This is a genomic window from Anaerobiospirillum sp. NML120448 (assembly GCF_023050945.1).
Taxonomy (GTDB): Bacteria; Pseudomonadota; Gammaproteobacteria; order Enterobacterales; family Succinivibrionaceae; genus Anaerobiospirillum.
In genome coordinates this window covers 96,620-116,530 of sequence record NZ_JALKIM010000001.1, presented here as the reverse complement: position 1 = coordinate 116,530, position 19,911 = coordinate 96,620, and the positions used below count along the sequence as shown (strand labels likewise).

The 19,911-nt window shown below is 40.4% G+C and carries 13 protein-coding genes and 1 pseudogene; 8 read left to right on the top strand and 6 right to left on the bottom strand.

The window, feature by feature from the left end:
• Positions 1–16: 16 nt before the first annotated feature.
• Positions 17–445: a F0F1 ATP synthase subunit epsilon gene (locus tag MXE38_RS00490; protein WP_246909903.1), complete on the top strand. Its 429-nt coding sequence runs from the start codon at positions 17–19 to the stop codon at positions 443–445.
• Positions 446–568: 123 nt separating this feature from the next.
• On the opposite strand, the gene rsmD is transcribed toward MXE38_RS00490, so the two are convergent.
• Positions 569–1,144: a 16S rRNA (guanine(966)-N(2))-methyltransferase RsmD gene (rsmD, locus tag MXE38_RS00485; protein WP_246909900.1), complete on the bottom strand. Its 576-nt coding sequence runs from the start codon at positions 1,142–1,144 to the stop codon at positions 569–571.
• A gap of 231 nt (positions 1,145–1,375) precedes the next feature.
• Here rsmD and ftsY point away from each other — a divergent pair, with 231 nt between their 5' ends.
• Both ftsY and MXE38_RS00475 read left to right on the top strand, forming a co-directional pair.
• Positions 1,376–3,379 carry a signal recognition particle-docking protein FtsY gene (ftsY, locus tag MXE38_RS00480; RefSeq protein WP_246909897.1) on the top strand — a complete coding sequence of 668 codons (2,004 nt, stop codon included), beginning with the start codon at positions 1,376–1,378 and terminating at the stop codon, positions 3,377–3,379.
• 453 nt (positions 3,380–3,832) lie between these two features.
• Positions 3,833–5,908, top strand: coding sequence for a TonB-dependent receptor (locus MXE38_RS00475; RefSeq protein ID WP_246909892.1), 2,076 nt, complete (start codon positions 3,833–3,835; stop codon positions 5,906–5,908).
• Between the two features lie 59 nt (positions 5,909–5,967).
• Here the strand turns inward: MXE38_RS00475 and MXE38_RS00470 are convergent, their stop codons facing one another.
• The 3 genes from MXE38_RS00470 to MXE38_RS00460 are packed head-to-tail and all read right to left on the bottom strand — an operon-like array spanning position 5,968 to position 7,846.
• The gene (locus tag MXE38_RS00470; protein ID WP_246909889.1) at positions 5,968–6,864 is read right to left on the bottom strand and encodes an energy transducer TonB; all 897 of its coding nucleotides are present in this window, start codon (positions 6,862–6,864) and stop codon (positions 5,968–5,970) included.
• A complete protein-coding gene (locus tag MXE38_RS00465; protein ID WP_246909885.1) occupies positions 6,864–7,325 on the bottom strand; it encodes a biopolymer transporter ExbD in 462 nt (153 codons plus the stop codon). The genes MXE38_RS00470 and MXE38_RS00465 overlap by 1 nt, the downstream gene beginning before the upstream one ends.
• A gap of 41 nt (positions 7,326–7,366) precedes the next feature.
• Positions 7,367–7,846, bottom strand: coding sequence for a MotA/TolQ/ExbB proton channel family protein (locus MXE38_RS00460; protein WP_246909882.1), 480 nt, complete (start codon positions 7,844–7,846; stop codon positions 7,367–7,369).
• A gap of 788 nt (positions 7,847–8,634) precedes the next feature.
• Here MXE38_RS00460 and MXE38_RS00455 point away from each other — a divergent pair.
• The 5 genes and pseudogenes from MXE38_RS00455 to rpoH form a co-directional block, all read left to right on the top strand.
• Positions 8,635–10,425 carry a cytochrome ubiquinol oxidase subunit I gene (locus MXE38_RS00455; protein ID WP_246909880.1) on the top strand — a complete coding sequence of 597 codons (1,791 nt, stop codon included), beginning with the start codon at positions 8,635–8,637 and terminating at the stop codon, positions 10,423–10,425.
• A complete protein-coding gene (cydB, locus tag MXE38_RS00450; protein ID WP_246909878.1) occupies positions 10,415–11,557 on the top strand; it encodes a cytochrome d ubiquinol oxidase subunit II in 1,143 nt (380 codons plus the stop codon). Before MXE38_RS00455 ends, cydB begins: the two co-directional genes overlap by 11 nt.
• A 193-nt stretch (positions 11,558–11,750) precedes the next feature.
• Positions 11,751–13,541, top strand: coding sequence for a thiol reductant ABC exporter subunit CydD (gene cydD, locus MXE38_RS00445; RefSeq protein ID WP_348647345.1), 1,791 nt, complete (start codon positions 11,751–11,753; stop codon positions 13,539–13,541).
• Positions 13,541–15,349 carry an ATP-binding cassette domain-containing protein gene (locus MXE38_RS00440; RefSeq protein ID WP_246909874.1) on the top strand — a complete coding sequence of 603 codons (1,809 nt, stop codon included), beginning with the start codon at positions 13,541–13,543 and terminating at the stop codon, positions 15,347–15,349. Before cydD ends, MXE38_RS00440 begins: the two co-directional genes overlap by 1 nt.
• 189 nt (positions 15,350–15,538) lie before the next feature.
• Positions 15,539–17,131, top strand: a pseudogene (gene rpoH / locus MXE38_RS12500) (RNA polymerase sigma factor RpoH); the annotation flags it as partial.
• A gap of 404 nt (positions 17,132–17,535) precedes the next feature.
• On the opposite strand, the gene MXE38_RS00430 reads toward rpoH, so the two are convergent.
• Together MXE38_RS00430 and MXE38_RS00425 are read right to left on the bottom strand one after the other, a co-directional pair.
• Entirely contained in the window at positions 17,536–18,747 is a 1,212-nt protein-coding gene (locus MXE38_RS00430; RefSeq protein WP_246909872.1) for a hypothetical protein, read from the bottom strand.
• Between the two features lie 20 nt (positions 18,748–18,767).
• Positions 18,768–19,790, bottom strand: a complete 1,023-nt coding sequence (locus MXE38_RS00425; RefSeq protein WP_246909870.1) for a hypothetical protein — start codon at positions 19,788–19,790, stop codon at positions 18,768–18,770.
• Between the last annotated feature and the right edge of the window lie 121 nt (positions 19,791–19,911).

Here is a 19,911-nt window from a genome sequence, read left to right as displayed (position 1 = left end):
TTAGGAGGATTGACGCATGGAAGATATTACTTTCCATCTCAATGTCGTCAGTGGTGTTGGCAGCATGTATTCTGGCCGCGTCAGAGCTATGTCTATCACTGGCTCTGAGGGTGAGTTAGGTATCCGCCATGGCCACACTCCTTTAATTACCACCATTAAGTCTGGTATGGTTACTTTGGTTGATGCCGAAGGTAAGCAAGACCAAATTTACTTAGCTGGTGGTATTTTAGAGGTTCAGCCAGAGGACGTAACTGTCTTGGCTGATACTGCTCTACGTGCTGATGACATTGATGAGGCTAAAGCTCAAGAAGCAATGCGTGCTGCACGTGAAGCCATTTCTCGTACCAACGCAGGTGATAAGGACTACACTCAGGCCTTTATCAAACTGTCCGAGGCTATGGCTCAGCTCAAAGTGGTCGAGCTCGCCCGCTCTCGCAAGCGCTAGCAAAAAGACTATACAAGACCATAGGCCAAGCTTCATGCTTGGCCATATTGGGCTTAGTATTAAGCTTAATGCTAATAAAAAAGGGATCATACGATCCCTTTTTTATTGGTAAAAACAAAAGTCCTATAAAAAGAAACTCCTCTCATAAAGACCAAAATGGCATTGGCCAATTTGCTCGTCTCTAATCATGCTCAGCCCAAATAGTGGCTTTTTCTTAGCACTGCCCATTTCAACATAGACAATACCACCATCATTAAGTAAATCTTTAGAAACAATAATTTCAACAGCTGCTTCTAAAAGATCTGAGCCAAAAGGAGGGTCAAGAAAGATTAAGTCAAAGCATGGTTTGCTTGGCAGACTCTTAAGATACTCTAGACCATCAGCACAAATAAGATTAACCCCCTCAGAGGCATTACCTGGCAAGGTCGCAATTTCGTTTTTTAATATGGCAGCATTATCTTTATCTTTTTCTACTAAGGTTAAGCTTGCAGCACCTCGTGATAAAGCCTCTAAACCTAAAGCGCCTGATCCTGCAAAAAGGTCTAACACTTTAGCATTGGACACACGCTCTTGAAGCCAGTTAAAGACTGTTTCTCTTACTCTATTGGTAGTAGGGCGTAAACCGTCCATATCAATAACATTTAGCTTGCGTCCTTTAAAAGCGCCGCCAATAATGCGAATTTTGTTATCGTAGGCCATGGAGTTCTCCTAAATTTTTAGTAGCTTGAAAAAAATCTTTGATTTTAAGGCTTTTTCTTTTTAGATTTTTCATTTTGCTATAATTGTTAGGTCGAGGCTAGTAGCTTTTATTAAAAGCTCACACTTAATAAGTCAGTATTTTTCTATACAGATTACACACTAAAAGGTTTTAAACCTTAGCAAAATCAATTAAATATTTTTTTATATTTTTAGATTGGGAAGTTAGTTAGCATGGGATTTTTTGCAAAACTCTTTGGCATAAATAAGAAAAAGGATGAGGCTAACAATGCTGAGTCTCAAGTAGACGAGAAAAATGTTGCTCAAGATTTGGACGATCAGCCTATAGCTGATGCTGTGGAATCCCAAGAACAACTTGCTCAAGACAAAGAAGGTAAAGATAGCGAGTCCATCTTTGCTAACGATGAAGCCAGTGAGTCTATTGCTGAGCAGGTAGAGGAAGCCGAAAAAAAAGAGCCATCTTGCGACAGCTCCAAGAACACCAAGACTGATGAGTCTTCCCATCAGCCTCACGCAGATCAAGACCCAACCCTAACTGAGTCCCCATCTGCCCCTGTCGCAAGCACCAAAGCAGAAGACACCACTTTAGCCGAGCAAGCTCAGCAAGCTCAGCTTGCTGTGCAAGCCGAGCAAGAGCGCTTAGAGGCAGAACGCCTTGAGGCTGAGCGTATCGCTGCTGAAAAAGCAGAGCAAGAGCGCTTAGAGGCCGAGCGCCGTGAAGCTGAACGCATTGCTGCTGAAAAGGCAGAGCAAGAGCGCTTAGAGGCCGAGCGCCGTGAAGCCGAGCGCATTGCTGCTGAAAAAGCAGAACAAGAGCGCTTAGAGGCAGAACGCCGTGAAGCTGAGCGCATTGCTGCTGAAAAGGCAGAACAAGAGCGCTTAGAGGCAGAACGCAGAGAGGCTGAGCGTATTGCCGCCGAAAAGGCAGAGCAAGAGCGCTTAGAGGCAGAACGCCGTGAGGCCGAGCGTCTTGCCGCAGAAAAGGCAGAGCAAGAGCGCTTAGAGGCAGAACGCCGTGAAGCTGAGCGCATTGCCGCAGAAAAGGCAGAGCAAGAGCGCTTAGAGGCAGAACGCCGTGAGGCCGAACGTCTTGAGGCTGAGCGTATTGCCGCAGAAAAGGCAGAACAAGAACGCTTAGAGGCAGAACGCCTTGAGGCTGAGCGTATCGCTGCTGAAAAGGCAGAGCAAGAGCGCTTAGAGGCAGAGGCTGCAGCAGCAGAGGCTGCTGAAGCTGCTGAGGCAGAAAAGGCAAATGAAGAGGCCCAGGCTCAAGAGAGTGCCAAAGAGGCCATGCAAGAAGAGCGTAAGTCTTTCTTCTCACGCTTAAAGAAAACTAGAGATAATCTGGCCTTTGGCGTTAGCTCTTTAATCTTCGGTCGTAAGATTGATGAGGACTTGTATGAGGATTTAGAGACTGCTTTATTAACCGCTGACTTAGGAGTGGAAACCACTCAAAAGGTTATTGAGCGCTTGCGTGATGAGTCTCGTGTCCGTGATTTACGTGATGCTGGTGCCTTACGTAATAACTTAAAGAAGATACTTTCAGAAATCTTATATCCATGTGAAAAGCCTTTGATTGTTTATGACCATACTCCATTTGTTATTTTAATGGTAGGTGTAAACGGCGCAGGTAAGACTACTACTATTGGTAAGCTGGCACGTAAGTATCAAGATATGGGCTTAAAGGTAATGCTAGCAGCTGGTGATACCTTTAGAGCTGCCGCTGTAGAACAGTTAAAAGAGTGGGGTGAAAGAGCTAATGTTCCTGTGATTGCACAGGCTACTGGTTCTGATAGTGCCTCTGTGCTTTATGATGCTGTTAGTGCCGCTAAAGCACGTGGTATTGATGTGCTCTTATGTGATACCGCAGGTCGCTTACAAAATAAAGATCACTTAATGGACGAGTTACGCAAGATTGTCCGTGTAATGCAGAAAATTGATCCAAAATTACCTCATGAGACTATGTTGGTATTGGATGCTGCTACAGGTCAAAATGCTGTATCTCAAACCAAGGTCTTTACTGAGGCGGTTAATGTAACTGGTCTTACTTTGACCAAGTTAGATGGCTCAGCTAAAGGTGGTGTGGTCTTTTCTTTAGCTAATCTCTACGAAATACCAATTCGTTATGTTGGTATTGGTGAAAAGGCTGAAGATCTACGTGAGTTTAAGATTGATCCATTTGTTGATGCTTTAGTAGAAGACGAAGAACATAAATAGCGTTTATCTATAAGATTAACTTATTAAAAAAGCAGCATTTTGCATAAGATCAAAGTGCTGCTTTTTTTTATTATGGATTGTTTCTAACGTGTCAAAAGTGTTCTAATTTTGAGCAAAGTTTTAACAAAATTGCGCTAATGATCGCTTTTCTAATAAGTATTAGAGCATTGTTGAGAAAAAATTATCAATAGATAAACATGTAATACAAATTAGTGTAATACTAGGCACTTTAAAAAAATAAAAGCTGACCAACGATCCAATAATTTTTTATAAATATGCTTTATAAATTATATTGACGTAAGGGCCAACATTAGGGTTATACCTAATTTGTCTTGTACTAAATTCTTTGTTAATAAAGTGCAGTTTGTTAGCAATAATTAAATAAGACCTAAATTAGGGTATTAATATTTCGCGCTTAGTTATGCTAAGCGATTGTTGTGAGTTTTCTTTCCCATGAGTTCTTCACAAAAGCTCAACAAGAGCCTTTTAGCTGCTGCTGTTTCCGTATTATTTACTCCTGTAGCTTTTGCTGCTGATAACCAGACTAGTGGTCTTGAGCGCATTAAGAGTGACACTGTGGTTATTACCGCCTCTCGTACTAGTCAAGAGTTATTAGACACCAATTCTTCTATTTCTGTAGTTGATACTAAAGAGCTCAAGAATTTTGCTAACGACTCTGTTCCTGAGTTATTACGCTCAGAAACTGGCGTGCGCTTAACATCTGATGGTACCCCTGGCACTAAGCGTGTAACTATTCGTGGTGAAAGTGCGCTACGTACTTTACTCATGGTTGATGGTCAGCGTATTGATGAGCAAAAGACTAAGTCTGGTGCTCCAATGTTAATTAACCCTTACTTTATTGATCGTATTGAAGTAGTAAAGGGTCCAGCCTCAGTATTGTATGGTTCTGATGCTATGGGTGGTATTGTTAACGTCATTACCAAGCAAGCAAGTGAGGAGCCATTCAAGTTTGAAGGTGGTGCCAACTTCCTAAGCTCTAATAATAGCTTTAGCGAGTATGTAAATTTAACTGGTACTTTAGACCGCTTTAAGTATGCTATCGGTGCCTTTAATACTAATGCAGGTGACATAGTACTTTCCGATCGCGAGCATTTAGACAACACCTCTTATGATGCTCATGGCTTCAATGGTGACTTTAGCTACGATATTTTAGACAATCTTACTTTAGGCTATCGTGGCGAGTATTATGACTCCAATGCTGAGACTTCTACTACTGTAGGTGGTACTTATGCTGCATTTAGAGGTGAAATTCCTAAGTGGGATCGCCAAAAGCATTCTTTATACTTAAAGGCAACAGATATTAATGATGTCATTGCTGCTTTTGATGCTAGTGTTTACTATCAAAAGACTACCAAAGACTTTATCTCAACCCCTATTCCAATCATTTTAGTAGATGTTGCTAATGAACAAGAGAGCGTAGGTGGTAACTTACAACTTGAGCTTAGCTTATCTGATACTTTCTATTTAGTCACTGGTTATGATGGCCGTTTAGAGAAGATGAGTAGCTACTCTGATACAGATCATCCTCATGGCTATACTATTACCGATGATCAGGGATATAAGCAAGAAAGTCATGCCCTTTATGCTATGCTATCTACTTATTTAACTGATGAGCTGACATTAAATACAGGTGTACGTTATAACTATATTGATAACAAAGCTGGTTCTTCATTAACCACAGATTATATTGTTATCCCAGGTAAACCAATAGTGGTAAGGCAAAATCCTGCATCTAATCATGCTGATGAGAGTCATAGTAAATTAGTTGGTAGTGTTGGTTTGGTTTATCGTCCATTTGACAATGGTGCTTTCCGTATTAATTGGTCACAAGGCTTTAGAGCTCCAACTCTTCAAGAGCTTTATTTAGTAACCAATACTGGTGAGCCTCAATATGGCAATCCTAATTTAAAGCCAGAGGAGTCTAACAATTTTGAAGTTGGCTTTAGATGGGATGATGGTCAGTTATTTGCTGATTACGCCATGTTCTATACCTTAACTGATAACTATATTGAGACTAAGAGAAAAACGAATGGAGGCATGGGAGGCCGCCCTACATATACTTATCAGAACATTGCAGAGGCTAAGAGCTATGGTGCTGAGCTGAGCTTATCTTACTTAATTGATAATACTTACGAGCCTTACCTTAACTTAACCCAAATGATTCGTGAGTATGAAATTGAGGGTAAGAGCACTAAGAATACTGGTACTCCACGCTTCTTTGGTAATGCTGGTTTACGCTTCCATGGCGATATGTTTGAGCTCGATGGCTACATTAACTTTGCTACTCAAACCAAGGATGATGACTTAAATGGTAGCAACTACTTCGGTGACGTGAATTATGATGGCTATGTAACAGCTAACTTATCCGTATCTACCAAGGTAGGCCCTGAGGATCAATTTACCCTCTATGGCAGCATCGAGAACATCTTTGATGAGCAATATCAAACCAATCAGCTCATTGAGGAGCCAGGCCGCTTTATCTCTATTGGCTTTAAGGCTGACATCTAAAAAATTTAGTTAAAGCTTTAGAAAAAAGGCAGAAATCTTATGATTTCTGCCTTTTTTTCTTAGAGCAATTCATACTTGATTGGAATCAGCACTCTATTGCTCATAGCATCTAAGCGAGTATTAAATTTGACCAGGCTCTTGGCAAGCTTGCTAGCAGCCTCATCGAGAATTTTATGGCCAGAGCTCTTTTCTATTTTGTAACTGGTGACTACACCATTTTGAATGACAAACTCTACCATAACCGTACCCTCTAACTTGCGTCTTACGGCATTGCGAGGATAGCGCAGTTTACTTCTAATCTCTTTTACCAATAAAGATGCCAGCTGAGCATTAAGCTTGCGAGCTGAGGCCTCTAATAAGCTCTTTTCTTGGGCAGCTGCCTGAGCAGCGGCCTGGGCCTGAGCAGCTGCTTGGGCTTGGGCTTTAGCCTGGGCAGCGGCCTTAGCTTTGGCAAGCTCTTGGGCTTTGTTTGGCTGCTGTGGCTGTGGCTTAGGCTGAGGCTTGGGCTCGCTTTTGGCCTGGGGCTTTACGGATGGCTTTTCCTTAATTTTTTCGGCCTTTTTAGGCTCTGGTGGCTTGATTGGGTTTGCAACTACCTTAGGCTCTTCTTTAAGAGGAGGTGGCTCATCTACCTTTACCACTTTTGTTGGGTTATCTTTGATAACAGGAGGTGGCTCAACTTTAGGCTGTTCTACTACAGGAGGCTCTTTTAGAGCTTCTTGCGGTTTTGTTATAGGTGTTTCCTCAATGGCTGGCTCATTAGTAGGCTCTGGAGTTTGTTTGTTTTCCTCTTGAGTACTAGGTTTGTTGGGAGCTACATTGATGCTAAGCAAAACTGATTCAAAGTTTTGCGAGGGAGTAACAATAAACTTGGGGGTATCTAATACTCCAACAAAAACTAGTGCTCCTAATACTCCTATAGAGCCACAAGTTCGGGCAATAAGATCAGGATGCATTAGTTTACCTTGTCTGATTCCTTGATGGTTTGTGCTGCGGCTGTAGGGTCAAAATTATTGTCTACTTTTTCTGACACTACAATGAGTCTACCTTGAGTATAGGCTCTAGCTAAGTCAGCAATATTGATGAGATATTGGGTTGGACTTTGGCTATCAATCACTAGCTCTAAAGTTAAATCCTCATGGTCTTGCTGGCAAGTTACCATACGTTCTTTAACCAAATCATTTAGCTCATCTAAGGTACGCTCTTGTTCATCAACAATGTAATTACCGTTAATATCAACGCTAATGCGCATAGTACGGCCTTGTTGCTCTGCTTGCGCTGTGCTCGATTGTGGTAAATCAAAGTCTATGACAGGCAGAGTAAAGCTCATAGTCATAATAAAGAAGATCACTAGCATGAAGATCACGTCGATTAAAGGCGTGAGGTCGACGTTTAAATCATCATCAAGATCAGACATGGATTACTCCTACCAAGCAAAACTACAATATGGGGGCTCAATTATTTTGGGATATGAATGTTACTAATAGCCAAGTTAATTTGATTGCGCAGACCTCTTAAGCTCATTAATAAGTAGTAGTGAACAATCAAGGCTGGAATGGCTAAAGTAAGGCCCATAACGGTGGTTAATAAAGCCTCCCAAATGCCACCTGCGAGCATACTTGGATCAGGCATAGAGCGCTCAGATAAGGTTGAGAACACATCTACCATACCTAAAACAGTACCTAATAATCCTAACAGCGGACCGACAGCGGCACACAATTTTAAAAAGTACATTGAAGAGTAAATACCCTTAAGTTGTACTTGCATAAGAGTATTAATGATTAACTCACGGCTAGGGCAGGTATCAGAACCTGGAGCATTTTGCTCTACCTTTTGCTCATTACTCTTTACTGTATTGATAATGTCTTGAGTAATGCTTTGTTCTGAACGGCTTTGTCTTTTTACTAAGATCACTAACACAGTGCCTCTAATAGCCATAAATAGGCCTATCATGCCTAAAAATAAAATGGCTAATCCACTGTAGCCGACTTGATAGAAGAAATTGATCATTGTCCTAACCGCAACAATATTCTGTAATAGGGCTGATTAATAAGACATGTTAAAAGACTATGTCCTTTAAGAAGTCTATCTTGATGCATAAAAATGTCAGATCGACAATTCTACTAGTAACTTAAAGCTTGTGCCATATTTTAACTTTGCTAATCTGACATAGGCCACTTTTCTTAAAGATAAGTTCTGTGATTGCAGCTATCTTTGTAGATAGCTATATAGATAGTTATGGAATGTCTGATTTTGGAGCAAAATTTTGCTTTTATGGTTAAAACTATAAAAAAGTACTTTTTGTAACTTATATAAAGTTAGTTTATTAATTTAATTAATAAATATAAAGCTAGTAAGTATTTAGCTTTGTAACAAGTTATGAAAATATTTTGGGAATTTTTGGAAAAGAATTACAAAATGAAGTGATATTTTTTTGCGATAATTGCCGTTCTTTAAAGAGAAAAATACCTCAAAAATGGCTTTAAATCGGCATGTTTAAAGGGTTTTGCTATTTTTGAGGGAAAGTTCATATAGATATGCTGAAGTTCTCATTGTTCGATGATAATCACAAAGATAGTGACCTGAATAGCATATAATGCGGCCTCAACTTAACAAGCGAGGTGCATCGGGGTACTATTTATACAATTGTGCTTATTGTTTTTTTTCATGTGAGAACAAACAGTAGGTTGTCAGTATTCTCGTGGGTACTTTCATAGGGGTCTTCCATGGTAAACGAACTAATGGTGGAATTATCACGTTGGCAATTTGCAGCCACGTCTTTATACCACTTTCTCTTCGTTCCGCTTACTCTTGGTATCTCATGGCTAGTCTTCATTATGGAGTTAGTCTATGTGGCCACAGGACGTGTCATCTACCGTGACATGGCAAAGTTCTGGGGTAAGCTTTTCGGTATTAACTTTGCGATCGGTGTAGCTACTGGTATTACTCTTGAGTTTGAGTTCGGTACTAACTGGTCTAATTACTCTCACTACGTTGGTGATATTTTTGGTGCTCCATTAGCCTTAGAAGGCTTAATGGCATTCTTCTTAGAGTCCACCTTCATCGGCTTGATGTTCACTGGTTGGAATCGTTTCAGCAAGAAGACTCACCTTCTTATTACCTTCTTAACCGCTTTGGGTTCAAACTTGTCCGCCATGTGGATTTTAATTGCCAATGGTTGGATGCAGTACCCAGAGTTCAGCCAGTTCTCTCCAGAGCGTATGCGTATGGAAATGACTGACTTCTGGGGCTTAATCTTCTCAGAAGTTGCTCAGGCTAAGTTCCTCCATACCGTAACTGCTGGTTATACCACTGCAGGTATCTTTGTAGTTGGTGTAAGTGCATACTTAATGCTCCAGAGAAAGTCATTCCAATTTGCCAAGCGCTCAATGACCATTGGTCTTTTATTCGCTCTTTGTGCAATGGGTGGCTCAGGCTTGTCTGGTGACATCAGTGCTTTATTAGTTACTAAGCACCAGCCAGCTAAGCTTGCTGCAATGGAAGCTGAGTTCCACACTCAAGAGCCTCCAGCAGCTTGGTCATTATTTGCTATTCCTAATGAGGATGAGATGGATAACTATGTTTCCATTAAGATTCCTGCTTTATTAGGTTTAATTGCAACTCACTCCATCGATACTCCAGTTAAGGGCTTGCGTGACATTGTTGCTGAGAATGAGCAACGTGTACGTAGCGGCTTAATTGCAAATCGTACCTTGACCGCTATGCGTAAAGGCGACGTTACCGATGAGAATATGGAGCTTTTCAAGGCTCACCAGAAGGATTTAGGTTACGGCTTACTCTTAGTTGAGCACGCTGCTGATCCATTAAATCCTACTGAGCAAGAAATTAAGACTGCTGCTCGTAACAGTGTTCCTTCTGTTACCCTAAATTACTTTGCATTTAGAGTAATGTTAGGCATTGTTTCAGTATTAGGCTTATTATGCGTTGCTGCTGGTTACTTCTTAATTTACAAGAATGACTTACAAGCACGTCCAAAGGTATTAAAGGTATTAGTATTATCTATTCCTCTACCTTTCATTTGCTGTGAAGCTGGTTGGATCTTAGCCGAGTTTGGTCGTCAGCCATGGGCTATTCAAGACGTATTACCAACCTACTTAGCAACTTCCAGCCTATCTCCTGTTGATGTGGGCATTTCCTTACTCTGCTTCATCGGTATTTACACCGTATTACTCATTATTGAGATGAAGTTGATGGTTAAGGCTATCAAGAAGGGCCCAGAAATCACTGAGCCAGAAGAGGATGGTAAGGGTTATCCACCACTTCCACCTCAAGGTCCTCAAGGCTGCGATGCCAAGGAGACTCAAGAGACTCAGGAGGCTGTTGCTGTAGCTGATGCATCTGTTCAGGCTGCTAGCGAAGCTGCACCTGCTCAAGAAAGCGAAGCTGCCCCAGCTGCCGAGGCTCAAGCCGTCTCTGCTCAAGCTGATGACAAAGAGAAGACTGAGGCTCAGGGTAAGGACGACTCTGCTAAGGGAGGTGCCTTAAATGCTGTTTGATTATGATACCCTACAAGTAATGTGGTGGATTTTAGTAGGCGTGCTATTAATTGGCTTTGCGCTTACTAACGGCATGGATATGGCCGTTTCTGCCTTGCTCTTTAAAGTTGCTAAAAACTCAAAAGAGCGTGGTGCCATTATCAGCACCATTTCCCCTCACTGGGATGGTAACCAAGTATGGTTAATTACTGCTGGTGGTGCTATTTTCGCTGCTTGGCCTGAGGTTTATGCTGCTTCATTCTCTGGTCTTTACTGGGGTATGCTCTTAGTCTTATTTGCTATTTGGTTACGTCCATTAGCATTTGACTATCGCAATCACAGCAACGACGAGACTTGGCTCAAGCGTTGGGACATTGCTTTAACTGTAGGTTCTTTAGTTCCTATGTTAATTTTCGGCGTAGCATTCGGTAACCTCTTACAGGGTTTACCTTTCTGGGCCGATGAGAATGTTCGCTGGCACTATGATGGCGTATTCTTAACTGCTTTAATTCCACTATTAGATCCATTCTCCTTACTCTGTGGTTTAGTAAGTGTTGCTATGCTTTTAACCCAGGGCTGCTTATGGATTCAATTACGCACTGTAGATGATATTTCTAACCGTGTACGTGGTTTAACCTTAAAGCTTGCTTTATTAACCTTAGTTCTTTATGCACTTGCTGGTTTATGGGCTTACACTTTCGACGGCTATCGCTTAGTTTCCTTAGCCCCAGAGGGTTCTTTCCATTCAATTACTGGCAAGACTGTAGAAGTTGTAGAGCACGGTTTATTTGAGAACTACAAGTCCGTATGGATTTTATGGTTAGTTCCAATTGCTGCCATGTTCTGCATCCTTAAGGCTGGTATCGCTGGTGGTAAGGGTGATGCTATTAAAGGCATTATCTATAACTCTCTAGCCATTGCCTTAGTGATTGGTACCGCAGCTATTGCCATGTTCCCATTCGTCATGCCATCTAGCTACGATCCAGCTTCTTCTTTGACCATTTGGGACGCTTCTTCTTCACACTTCACCTTACAAGTCATGTTATATGCTGTAATCGTGTTTGTGCCAATTTCTCTTTCCTATACCGTTTGGGCATACAAGAGAATGTGGAACCGTGTATCAGAAGAAGACGGCAACACTGGTCACTACTAATTAGACCAAAAGCATTACCCCTTTACCCATGACTTTAGGTAGTCATACCGCTTTAAAGCTAGGCCTAGGTTCAGCCTAGGCCTGTTTTAGAGTAAGTCAGGGGACAAGGTTAAAGGAGTAAAGATGATTTATCTTGCTTGGATTTTAGGATTATTAGGCGTATGCGGCTTAATCTTAGCTGTATGCTATTTATTTGATCTTTGGGATTGGTTCTAAAATCGCTACTTCAGTTCAATTAAAAGCCTCCTCAGCTCAGCTTAAGAGCTGGGGTCGCAAAGCCAAAGGCTTATTGCATCTGCTGATGTTACTAACCTTAGTGGATGCAATTTTTTTGTGTGCCTTTTACGCAGTCATTTGTTATGTGTTTGCTCCTTTTGCGCTGGAGCAGAACACTGCCTACCTACACTTAGCGCCTTATGCGCTTATTCCTATAGCTGGACGCTTTGTAATGCGTCTTATCATAGCTAAGGTTATTGCTAAGATTTCTTACACTGTAGAAGGTGCTGTCCGTGAAGAGTTGGTCAATAAGCTCTTACGTGTTGGTCCATTATCTTTTGCAGTCAAGTCATCATTAAGCACCTTATTCGTAGATGCTTTAGATGACATCATGCCTTATTTCAGCTCTTTCTTAGTGACCTTGCGTTATGCCATGGTAATTCCAGTGATCTGTGTGATTGCTGTTGCTTTAATGTCACCATGGTCAGCAGGCATTTTGATTGCTATGGCTCCTTTAATTCCTTTCTTTATGATTATTATTGGAAAGGGTGCTGAGCGCTTAAATCAGCGTCAGTGGAAACAAATTACCCGTCTTGCGGTTCGTTTCCAAGAGGCCTTAGATAAGCTGTCTTTAATTAAATTATTCAATATCGAAAGTAGTGAAATTGAAAAGATCGCCCGTTTAACAAAGCGTTGGCGTGTTGAGACTATGCAGGTATTAAGAATTGCTTTCTTATCTGCTTTAGTCTTAGAGTTCTTTGCTACTTGTGGTATTGCTCTTTGTGCTATTACTTTAGGCTTTGCCGTATATGAGCATGGTTTTGATTACACTAAAGCTCTTTTTGTCTTGTTATTAGCACCAGAGTTTTTCTTACCTTTACGTCAATTAGGCTTTACCTATCACTCTCGTATGAGAGCTTTAGGTGCTATGAGTGGTCTGATGGAATTGCTCTCAGAGAAAGATATTTTCCCTGAGATTAAGCATATTGATGGCCTCAAGCATCAAAAAGAAGGGGATAGCAACGTTACTACTTTAGATAGCACCTTAGATGATAGTTGGATGCAGGCTCCTTTTGCCATTGAGTTTGCCAATGTTAGTGCCACCTATCCTAATGGACGTGTAGGTTTATCTGATTTTTCATGTAAGTTTGAGCCTGGACACGTTAGTGCTTTAGTAGGCCCATCAGGTGCTGGTAAAAGTACTATTTTGCAGTCTATTGCTGGCTTTACTAATGTTAGCACTGGTCAGATTATTATTAATGGTCATGAGTGTTCACGTAATGATTTAATCAACCTTATGTCCAAGGTTTCATACATTCCTCAATTACCAAATCTTTTCTATGGCACCTTACGTGATAACTTAAAACTAGGTGCGCCTGAGGCTAGTGATGAACAGCTACTCAAGGCTTTAGATATGGTAGGAGCTAGTGAACTCATTACCCGCTTTGCAGACGGTCTTGATCATCACGTAGGAGATCAAAATCGCGGTATTTCAGGCGGTGAGACTCGTTTAATTGCTCTGGCACGTGCCATGTTACATGATAGTGCTATTTTATTATTAGATGAGCCAACAGCTTCTTTAGATAGAGACAGTGAAAATCGTTTCTTAGAGGCTTTAAAAACTTTGGGTAAGGATAAAACAGTAATTATTGTTGCTCATCGTAAGGAGCTCATTGATTATGCTACTTATGTAATTGAGGTTAATCCTAAGAAAAAGCTCAATGATCAAGCTAATGTAGCGGCTAGTGATTCTAAGGGAGCTCAATAATGGGACAATATTGGCACTTTTTAGGACTAGTAAGAAAAGAGCTTTATGGAGCTTTATTTGGTGTGTTTATGTCCTTTATTGCGACATTCTCATCCATTGCTCTTATGGGTACAGCTACCTGGTTTTTAACCGCCATGGCTGTTCATGGTGTGCTTGATATTGCTCTTAATATCTTTATCCCATCTGCTTTAATTAGACTTTTAGCGCTCTCAAGAACCTTACTGCGTTATGGTGAACGTTATTACACCCATGATGCTACTTTTAGACTAATTGCTTATTTGCGTGTGTTCTTATTTGAACGAGCTTTAGATTTAAAGATTGAAGATGCCTTAAAGCTTAAAAGCTCTGACTTACAGCGTCGTATGCAATCTGATTTAGAACGTTTAGAGATGATCTATGTTCGTCAGTTTGTACCTTTTGCCTGTGCCTTTTTATTAGGCCTAGTATTAGGTGGCGTGTTATTAGCTTTTTCACCTTTAATGGCCTTTACTGCCTTAAGTTTAATGGTAGTTTCTGGCGTGATCTTGCCTTATGTATTAACCAGATTTGCCCGCTTATACTCAGAACAACAAAGCTCTTTAGCTATTCATCTTAATGATGATATGTCTGACTTTATTCATGGCTTTTTTGATTTAGTACTTCTTGGCAAGCATTATGAGCGTGCGCAACGCTTTTTACAGACTGCTCAAACTCTTGCTAAAGCCAGAGCTAAGATTATTTACTATGATCAGCTCTCGCAAGTCTTTTTAATGACTTTTTCTGAGTTAACTTTATTCTTATTGTTAATTCAATGCGTGCCTTTAGTAGTAGCAGGTGAGATTTCATCTCCTCAAATGATGATGCTCTCTGTAGTGGCTATGGTCAGTTATGAGGTGTTAACCCCATTAAGTGCTGCTTTCTTGAATTTACCTTATGTAATTCACTCAGCTAATAGAGTAAGTTCATTGCTGCATATTACTAAGGACAATGCTGATTTAAATCCTAACTCTGAGGCCTTAGTTAAAAAAGAAGAGCACTTTGCTCGCTCTAGCTCTAGTGCCTCTATGGCAGCCTCTGGTGGCGTATTATCTCGTTTTAGCTCTCTTACTAACAACTCACACCAAGAGCAAGCTGTACAAAACACAGCGGCTAATAGTGTGGTCAATAAAATTGACATCAAAGATGTTTACTTTAGTTATGAGCTTAATGATGGCCAAACCCTAGAGGTTTTAGATAATTTCTCTTGTACTTTTAGTAGTGATCAAAACTATGTTATCAAGGCTCCATCAGGCCATGGTAAGAGTACTTTAGTTTTACTATTAACCTCTTTGCTTTATCCTAAGCAAGGTGAGTTGTATTTAAATGGTCATGCCTATTCTTCGCTTTCAGCAAAGCAAATTAGATCGACCTTTGCTGTAGCATTGCAGGATATTTCTTTATTCTCAGGCTCAATCTTAGAGACCTTTAAACAAATTCAACCTAAGGTTACCAAAGAGGAAGTGCTACAAGCTCTTTCTATAGTGGAGCTTACCGATCTTATTGATGAGCTACCTAATGGCCTTGATGAATGGCTAGGCAGTACTGGTCTTACTATTTCTGGCGGACAGGCTAGACGCTTATGTTTAGCACGTGCTTTAGTAGCGGTTGGTGCTGTGGGAGATAAGGGTGATAATGGCAAGTTCTTAGTTTTAGATGAGCCTGGTGAAGGTCTTGATGAGGCTCAAGAGTTGCGTATTATTGAGCGTATTCAAAAGATGCGTAAAGGTGTAATTATTATTACCCATAAGCAAGCAGGAATTGCCTTGGCCGATCACTTGCTCACTCTCTAATTCTCACCTTATTATGATGTGTTATTATATTTATTGATTTAATGACACCTGTGGTTTTATTAAATGCTATCTGCCTTAGTAAGGTAGGTAGCTTTTTATTTTTTTTGCTTCATTGCAAACATCAAACCACACTTCATTCCTCTTTAAACTCTCATATAGGCTAGGGTTTTGCTCTGGCAATAAGTAATCATGGACGATTCAAAACTTAGCAATTTTCAAGATCAACAAGCTCAAGCCATTAAGGTAAATGAAGAGCATAGTATTCACAGCAAAGTGCCTACTAAAGTTATTGATGCCCATGTGGTCGATGCTGACATTCTTGAAGATAGCAATGCCAATGATATCAATCCTAATATTTTTGAAAGCTCTCATGAGGCTAAACCTCACAAAGCAATAGAGTTAGATAATTATGGTCGCTCTATTGAGTTGGATGAAGCAGAAAGAATTAAGGATCGTCTTAATGAAAGCTTTACCGAGCAATTTGGTACTGCTTCTTACTCGCCTGAGCTTAAACAACACTATGCTCACCAAGCTGATGTTGCAAAGCAACAGCCGCTTGCTAAAGGTACCTCTTTAGTACCTGTAGCTAAGGTTCCTCAAGCTTCACATTCTGTACAGGCCTCTAATGATAGTGATTTAAGTGCTGAGGAGAGGCAGCAAAGAGATTTAGCCCATCAACATATTAAGCAATTATTTGATGGGGTAGATGTAGAAAATCTGGCTAAAGGCTTAGATGTTTTAAAGCAAGTTAAAGACATCAATGAACAAAGGCGTAATAGTGAGTCTCAAGAGCAAGATGAAATAGAGGATGACTATTTTTCAGATAATCTTGATGATGAAGATAGCTCTTTACAGGGTATGCACTTTGTTGCAGAAGATGAGCAAGATAATTTAGAGGATAATTTAGACTTTTCAGGCCCTCAGGTAGAGCATGGGGCTGGCTCGCCTTCAAGCTCCCGTGCTATAGCTCGTTCGGCAGGTAATATTGGTGCCTTTATTAGGGCTGCCAATATGGTTCCTATGCTCACAGAAGAGCAAGAGCGTGATTTAGCCAAAAGATTACGTGAGTTTGGTGATGTGGATGCTGCCCGTCAGCTAGTTACCTCTCATTTGCGTTTTGTAGTTAGTGTAGCCCGTAAGTTTACAGGCTATGGCCTGCCTTTGGCTGATTTGATTCAAGAGGGCAACATAGGCTTAATGAAGGCTGTTAAAAACTATGATCCTGACGTGGGCCATGGTTTAGCAGCATTTGCCTCTAGTTGGATTAAAGCTGAGATGTTCGACTACGTCATTCGTAATTGGCGTATGGTAAAAGTAGCTACTACTAAGGCGCAAAGAAAGTTATTTTTTAACTTACGTAAGAGTAAAAAGCGTCTAGGTTGGATGTCTGAAAGTGAGAGATCAGAACTGGCTAATGATTTAGGTGTTTCTGTTAGTGATGTTACCGAAATGGAGGCCCGTTTAGCAGGTTCTGATGTAGGATTTGATTTGGGTGAGGACGATAGCTCAGATAAATCAGTAGCTGTTACTGTTTCTCCTTCTTCTTATTTGGAAGATGAAAATTCTAATTTTGCGCTTAATTATGAAAACAGCAACTATTCTGCCTGGGAGATTAAAAAGCTACATGAAGCTTTATCTACTTTAGATAGTCGCTCTAATCATATTATTAAACGTCGTTGGTTAGATGAGCATAAGGCCACTTTACAAGAGCTCTCAAAAGAGTTGGGCGTTTCTATTGAGCGTGTTAGACAGCTTGAAAATAACGCTATGAACAAGGTTAAAGGGATCTTGTTAAATGATGGCTTTAATGACAATGAGCCAGTGTTGGCTTTAGAGCACCATGAAAGCGGGACAAATAAAGCTAAAAAGAGTGTCGCCTCTAGTAGAACTAAAGCTAGTGCTACCAAGAGAGCCTCTGGTAAAGGGGCACGAGAGCGCCTTAAGTCTTTGCCTTTAAAGACTAGCCACCAGCTAGCCTATAAAGAAAAGGATGAGGAAAAGAAAGGTCGCAAAGCTACAGCCAAAAAGACTAGTACTAAAAAAACTAGCAAGAGCAAAGATTTGGTAGAAAGCGCAACTCTTAATGGCGATAGCAATCAAACATTAAACCAAGAATAATGTAAAAAACAACCCTAAAGAATTGTTTCTTTAGGGTTGTTTGGTAATGAGGGGATCAATAATAACTCTTATGACTTGAATAAGTAGTTAATATTGAAGGCAACGCCTAAGCGTAAATCAAAATCATTAGTAAGTAAGAAATTACCATTGTAAAGATCTGGTCTAACTTCTTGGCAGAAGAATCTATCTTTAAAGACCTTAAAGCGCACAGCTAAGCAAGGTACATTAGCAGCTAGTTTATTAGCAAGCTCTAACATTTGCTCATAGCACTTAGGCTTCTCTACTTGCTCTAAAGCAGGGCGAGCGCCTTGGGAGTCATTGGCTAAACTGCAACCTAATAAGTTAAAGTCACGGTCATAAAGATTTAATGCACGGTTAGCACCAGAAACTAAGATAGTTGAGGCTTGGCCGTTGGTGCATAAGACATTGAACTCAAGGCTTGGCTCTTGATCTGCTTTGGTTAAAGCAAAACAGCCAATCACAAATTTAGCTTGAGCCTGGGCAGTTAAACGCTCAGAGAGATTGCTCTGACACTGCTTTTGTACATTCTCAAGTACAGTATGAACTTCACTAAGTTTGACCTTACGCTTATCGCTAACGCTAATAGTAGTAGCAGTTAGGCCATTAAATAAGAAGTAAAAAGCGTTTGGTAGCTTATCCCATTGCTCTTGAGTTAACTCAGATGCACTATCAAACAAAGCTACTGGAGTTGGGGCCTGCTCTTGAGAAAAACCATAGTTGTTTTGTAAGGTTGAGCTTAAAGTTCTTAAATCAAATAAAGGAGTGTGCTTGTCCCATAGATTTAAATGGAAAGCACGCAAGAAATAAAACTTTTCGGACAAAGTAGCAGGGGTAGCTGCTAAATCTAAGTCTTTGTTAGTAGTAGTCTTATAGCCACCTTCAAGTAATAAAGCTTTTTGGCTATTAGTAAGGTTGCCACCTTCATTTAATTTCACTAACAAGCCTTGCTCTAAATTATGAGCACGGTAGTCACCAGGACAGCCTTGGGCAATGTAGTGTAATAAAGGATTGATGTCCTTTAAATTATGATATTGGCTGTATTTGTTGCCATCAAAAAGCACGCTTGGCAAACGTTGCTCTTTATAGCCATAGTTAGCATAGTGATAGGCAGCATCAGGATTACCATCTTCATGGTATTCAATTTCTGGATATTGCTCTAAATACCACTGCTCATCAAAATAAGGGCTGGTTCTTACGATTTGGGCTAAAGCTTGAGCATCAAGACTATTGTTCTCAAGCATTGAAAGATTAAGATTCATAGTAAAAAAATAAATAATATTTAACAAAAGATAAGAGCAAGCTCATTTGGCCTATGGGAGTCAAACTGCACTACAGGCTTAAATTGAGGATTATGTTGAGCCATGCTCTTGATGAGAGTAACCATGCTTGTACAAGGTTTAAATAGCTCATCCACGCTAAAATTAGAAAGATTAAAGTGATCTGTAAAAGGTTCATTAATTAAGATCAAGAGCTCTTTAGTATGCTTTTTAATGGCCTTATGGGTTGTAGTTAACAACAGTTGTTGTGAGCTTAAATCGTTAAGGTTAAGCTTTAGTAACTCACATTTGTATTTGTTAATGGCATCGGCTAAGGTCAGAGTGCTATAGCCTGCATTGTGGCTTAGGTAGTGTGGTCTTTGGTTAACCAACCTGTTGCCTTGAGCATCATAGAAAATCTTGCAGTTAGATTTTAAAAAGAGCACACCTTTTTGCAGCTTAACTTGTTTAAAGCTGCGCTCTAGCTGCTTATAGCTTGATTGAGGTTGTTCTTTGCTAGGCTCGTCCACCAAAGCGATAAACTTGTTAATGGAGCATTTTTGTAACATGCTAAAACTAAGGGTATTAACCTCAAGATCTAAAGCGCTATGATAGCTTTTTTGAGAGAGGCAAATAGTGCCTGTAAGTTTTAAGGTAGCTAAAGCAATGATATTGTTAAGAACTTTGCTACTTTCAAAGCCATCTAACACCAGATCGTTTGGTGCGGTTAGATTAAGCTTATCTTTCCATGAACCAAGGAGCTCTTGAGCTGACACCTTAGCCAATAAAGCATCTGCCAAGACGGGGCCTACAATGTAGTATAGTATTCTCAAAGAGATAAAGTGCTGTAAGTTTTGTTGGCTCTTATCAGAGTCTAATGCTTCAAAACAACACACTAAGTCGTCACTACTACTACTATGCAGCTCTTGAGGCCATTGGGGATCATTAAGATAATTATCAATTAAATGATTAAGATCTTTAAGGCTAGTTAAGCTGCCTAGAACTTTGTCAGAACAATATTTTTCATAGAGCTTAGATAAAGACATATTTTTGCCAAACCCAAGGTAATAACTTGTGGTTTGCTCCTCTGATCTTGATATGAAACCTTGGCCAAAATATATTGCAGGTATTAAGAAGACCCCATCTTGCATTTTCCAGAGCTTATAA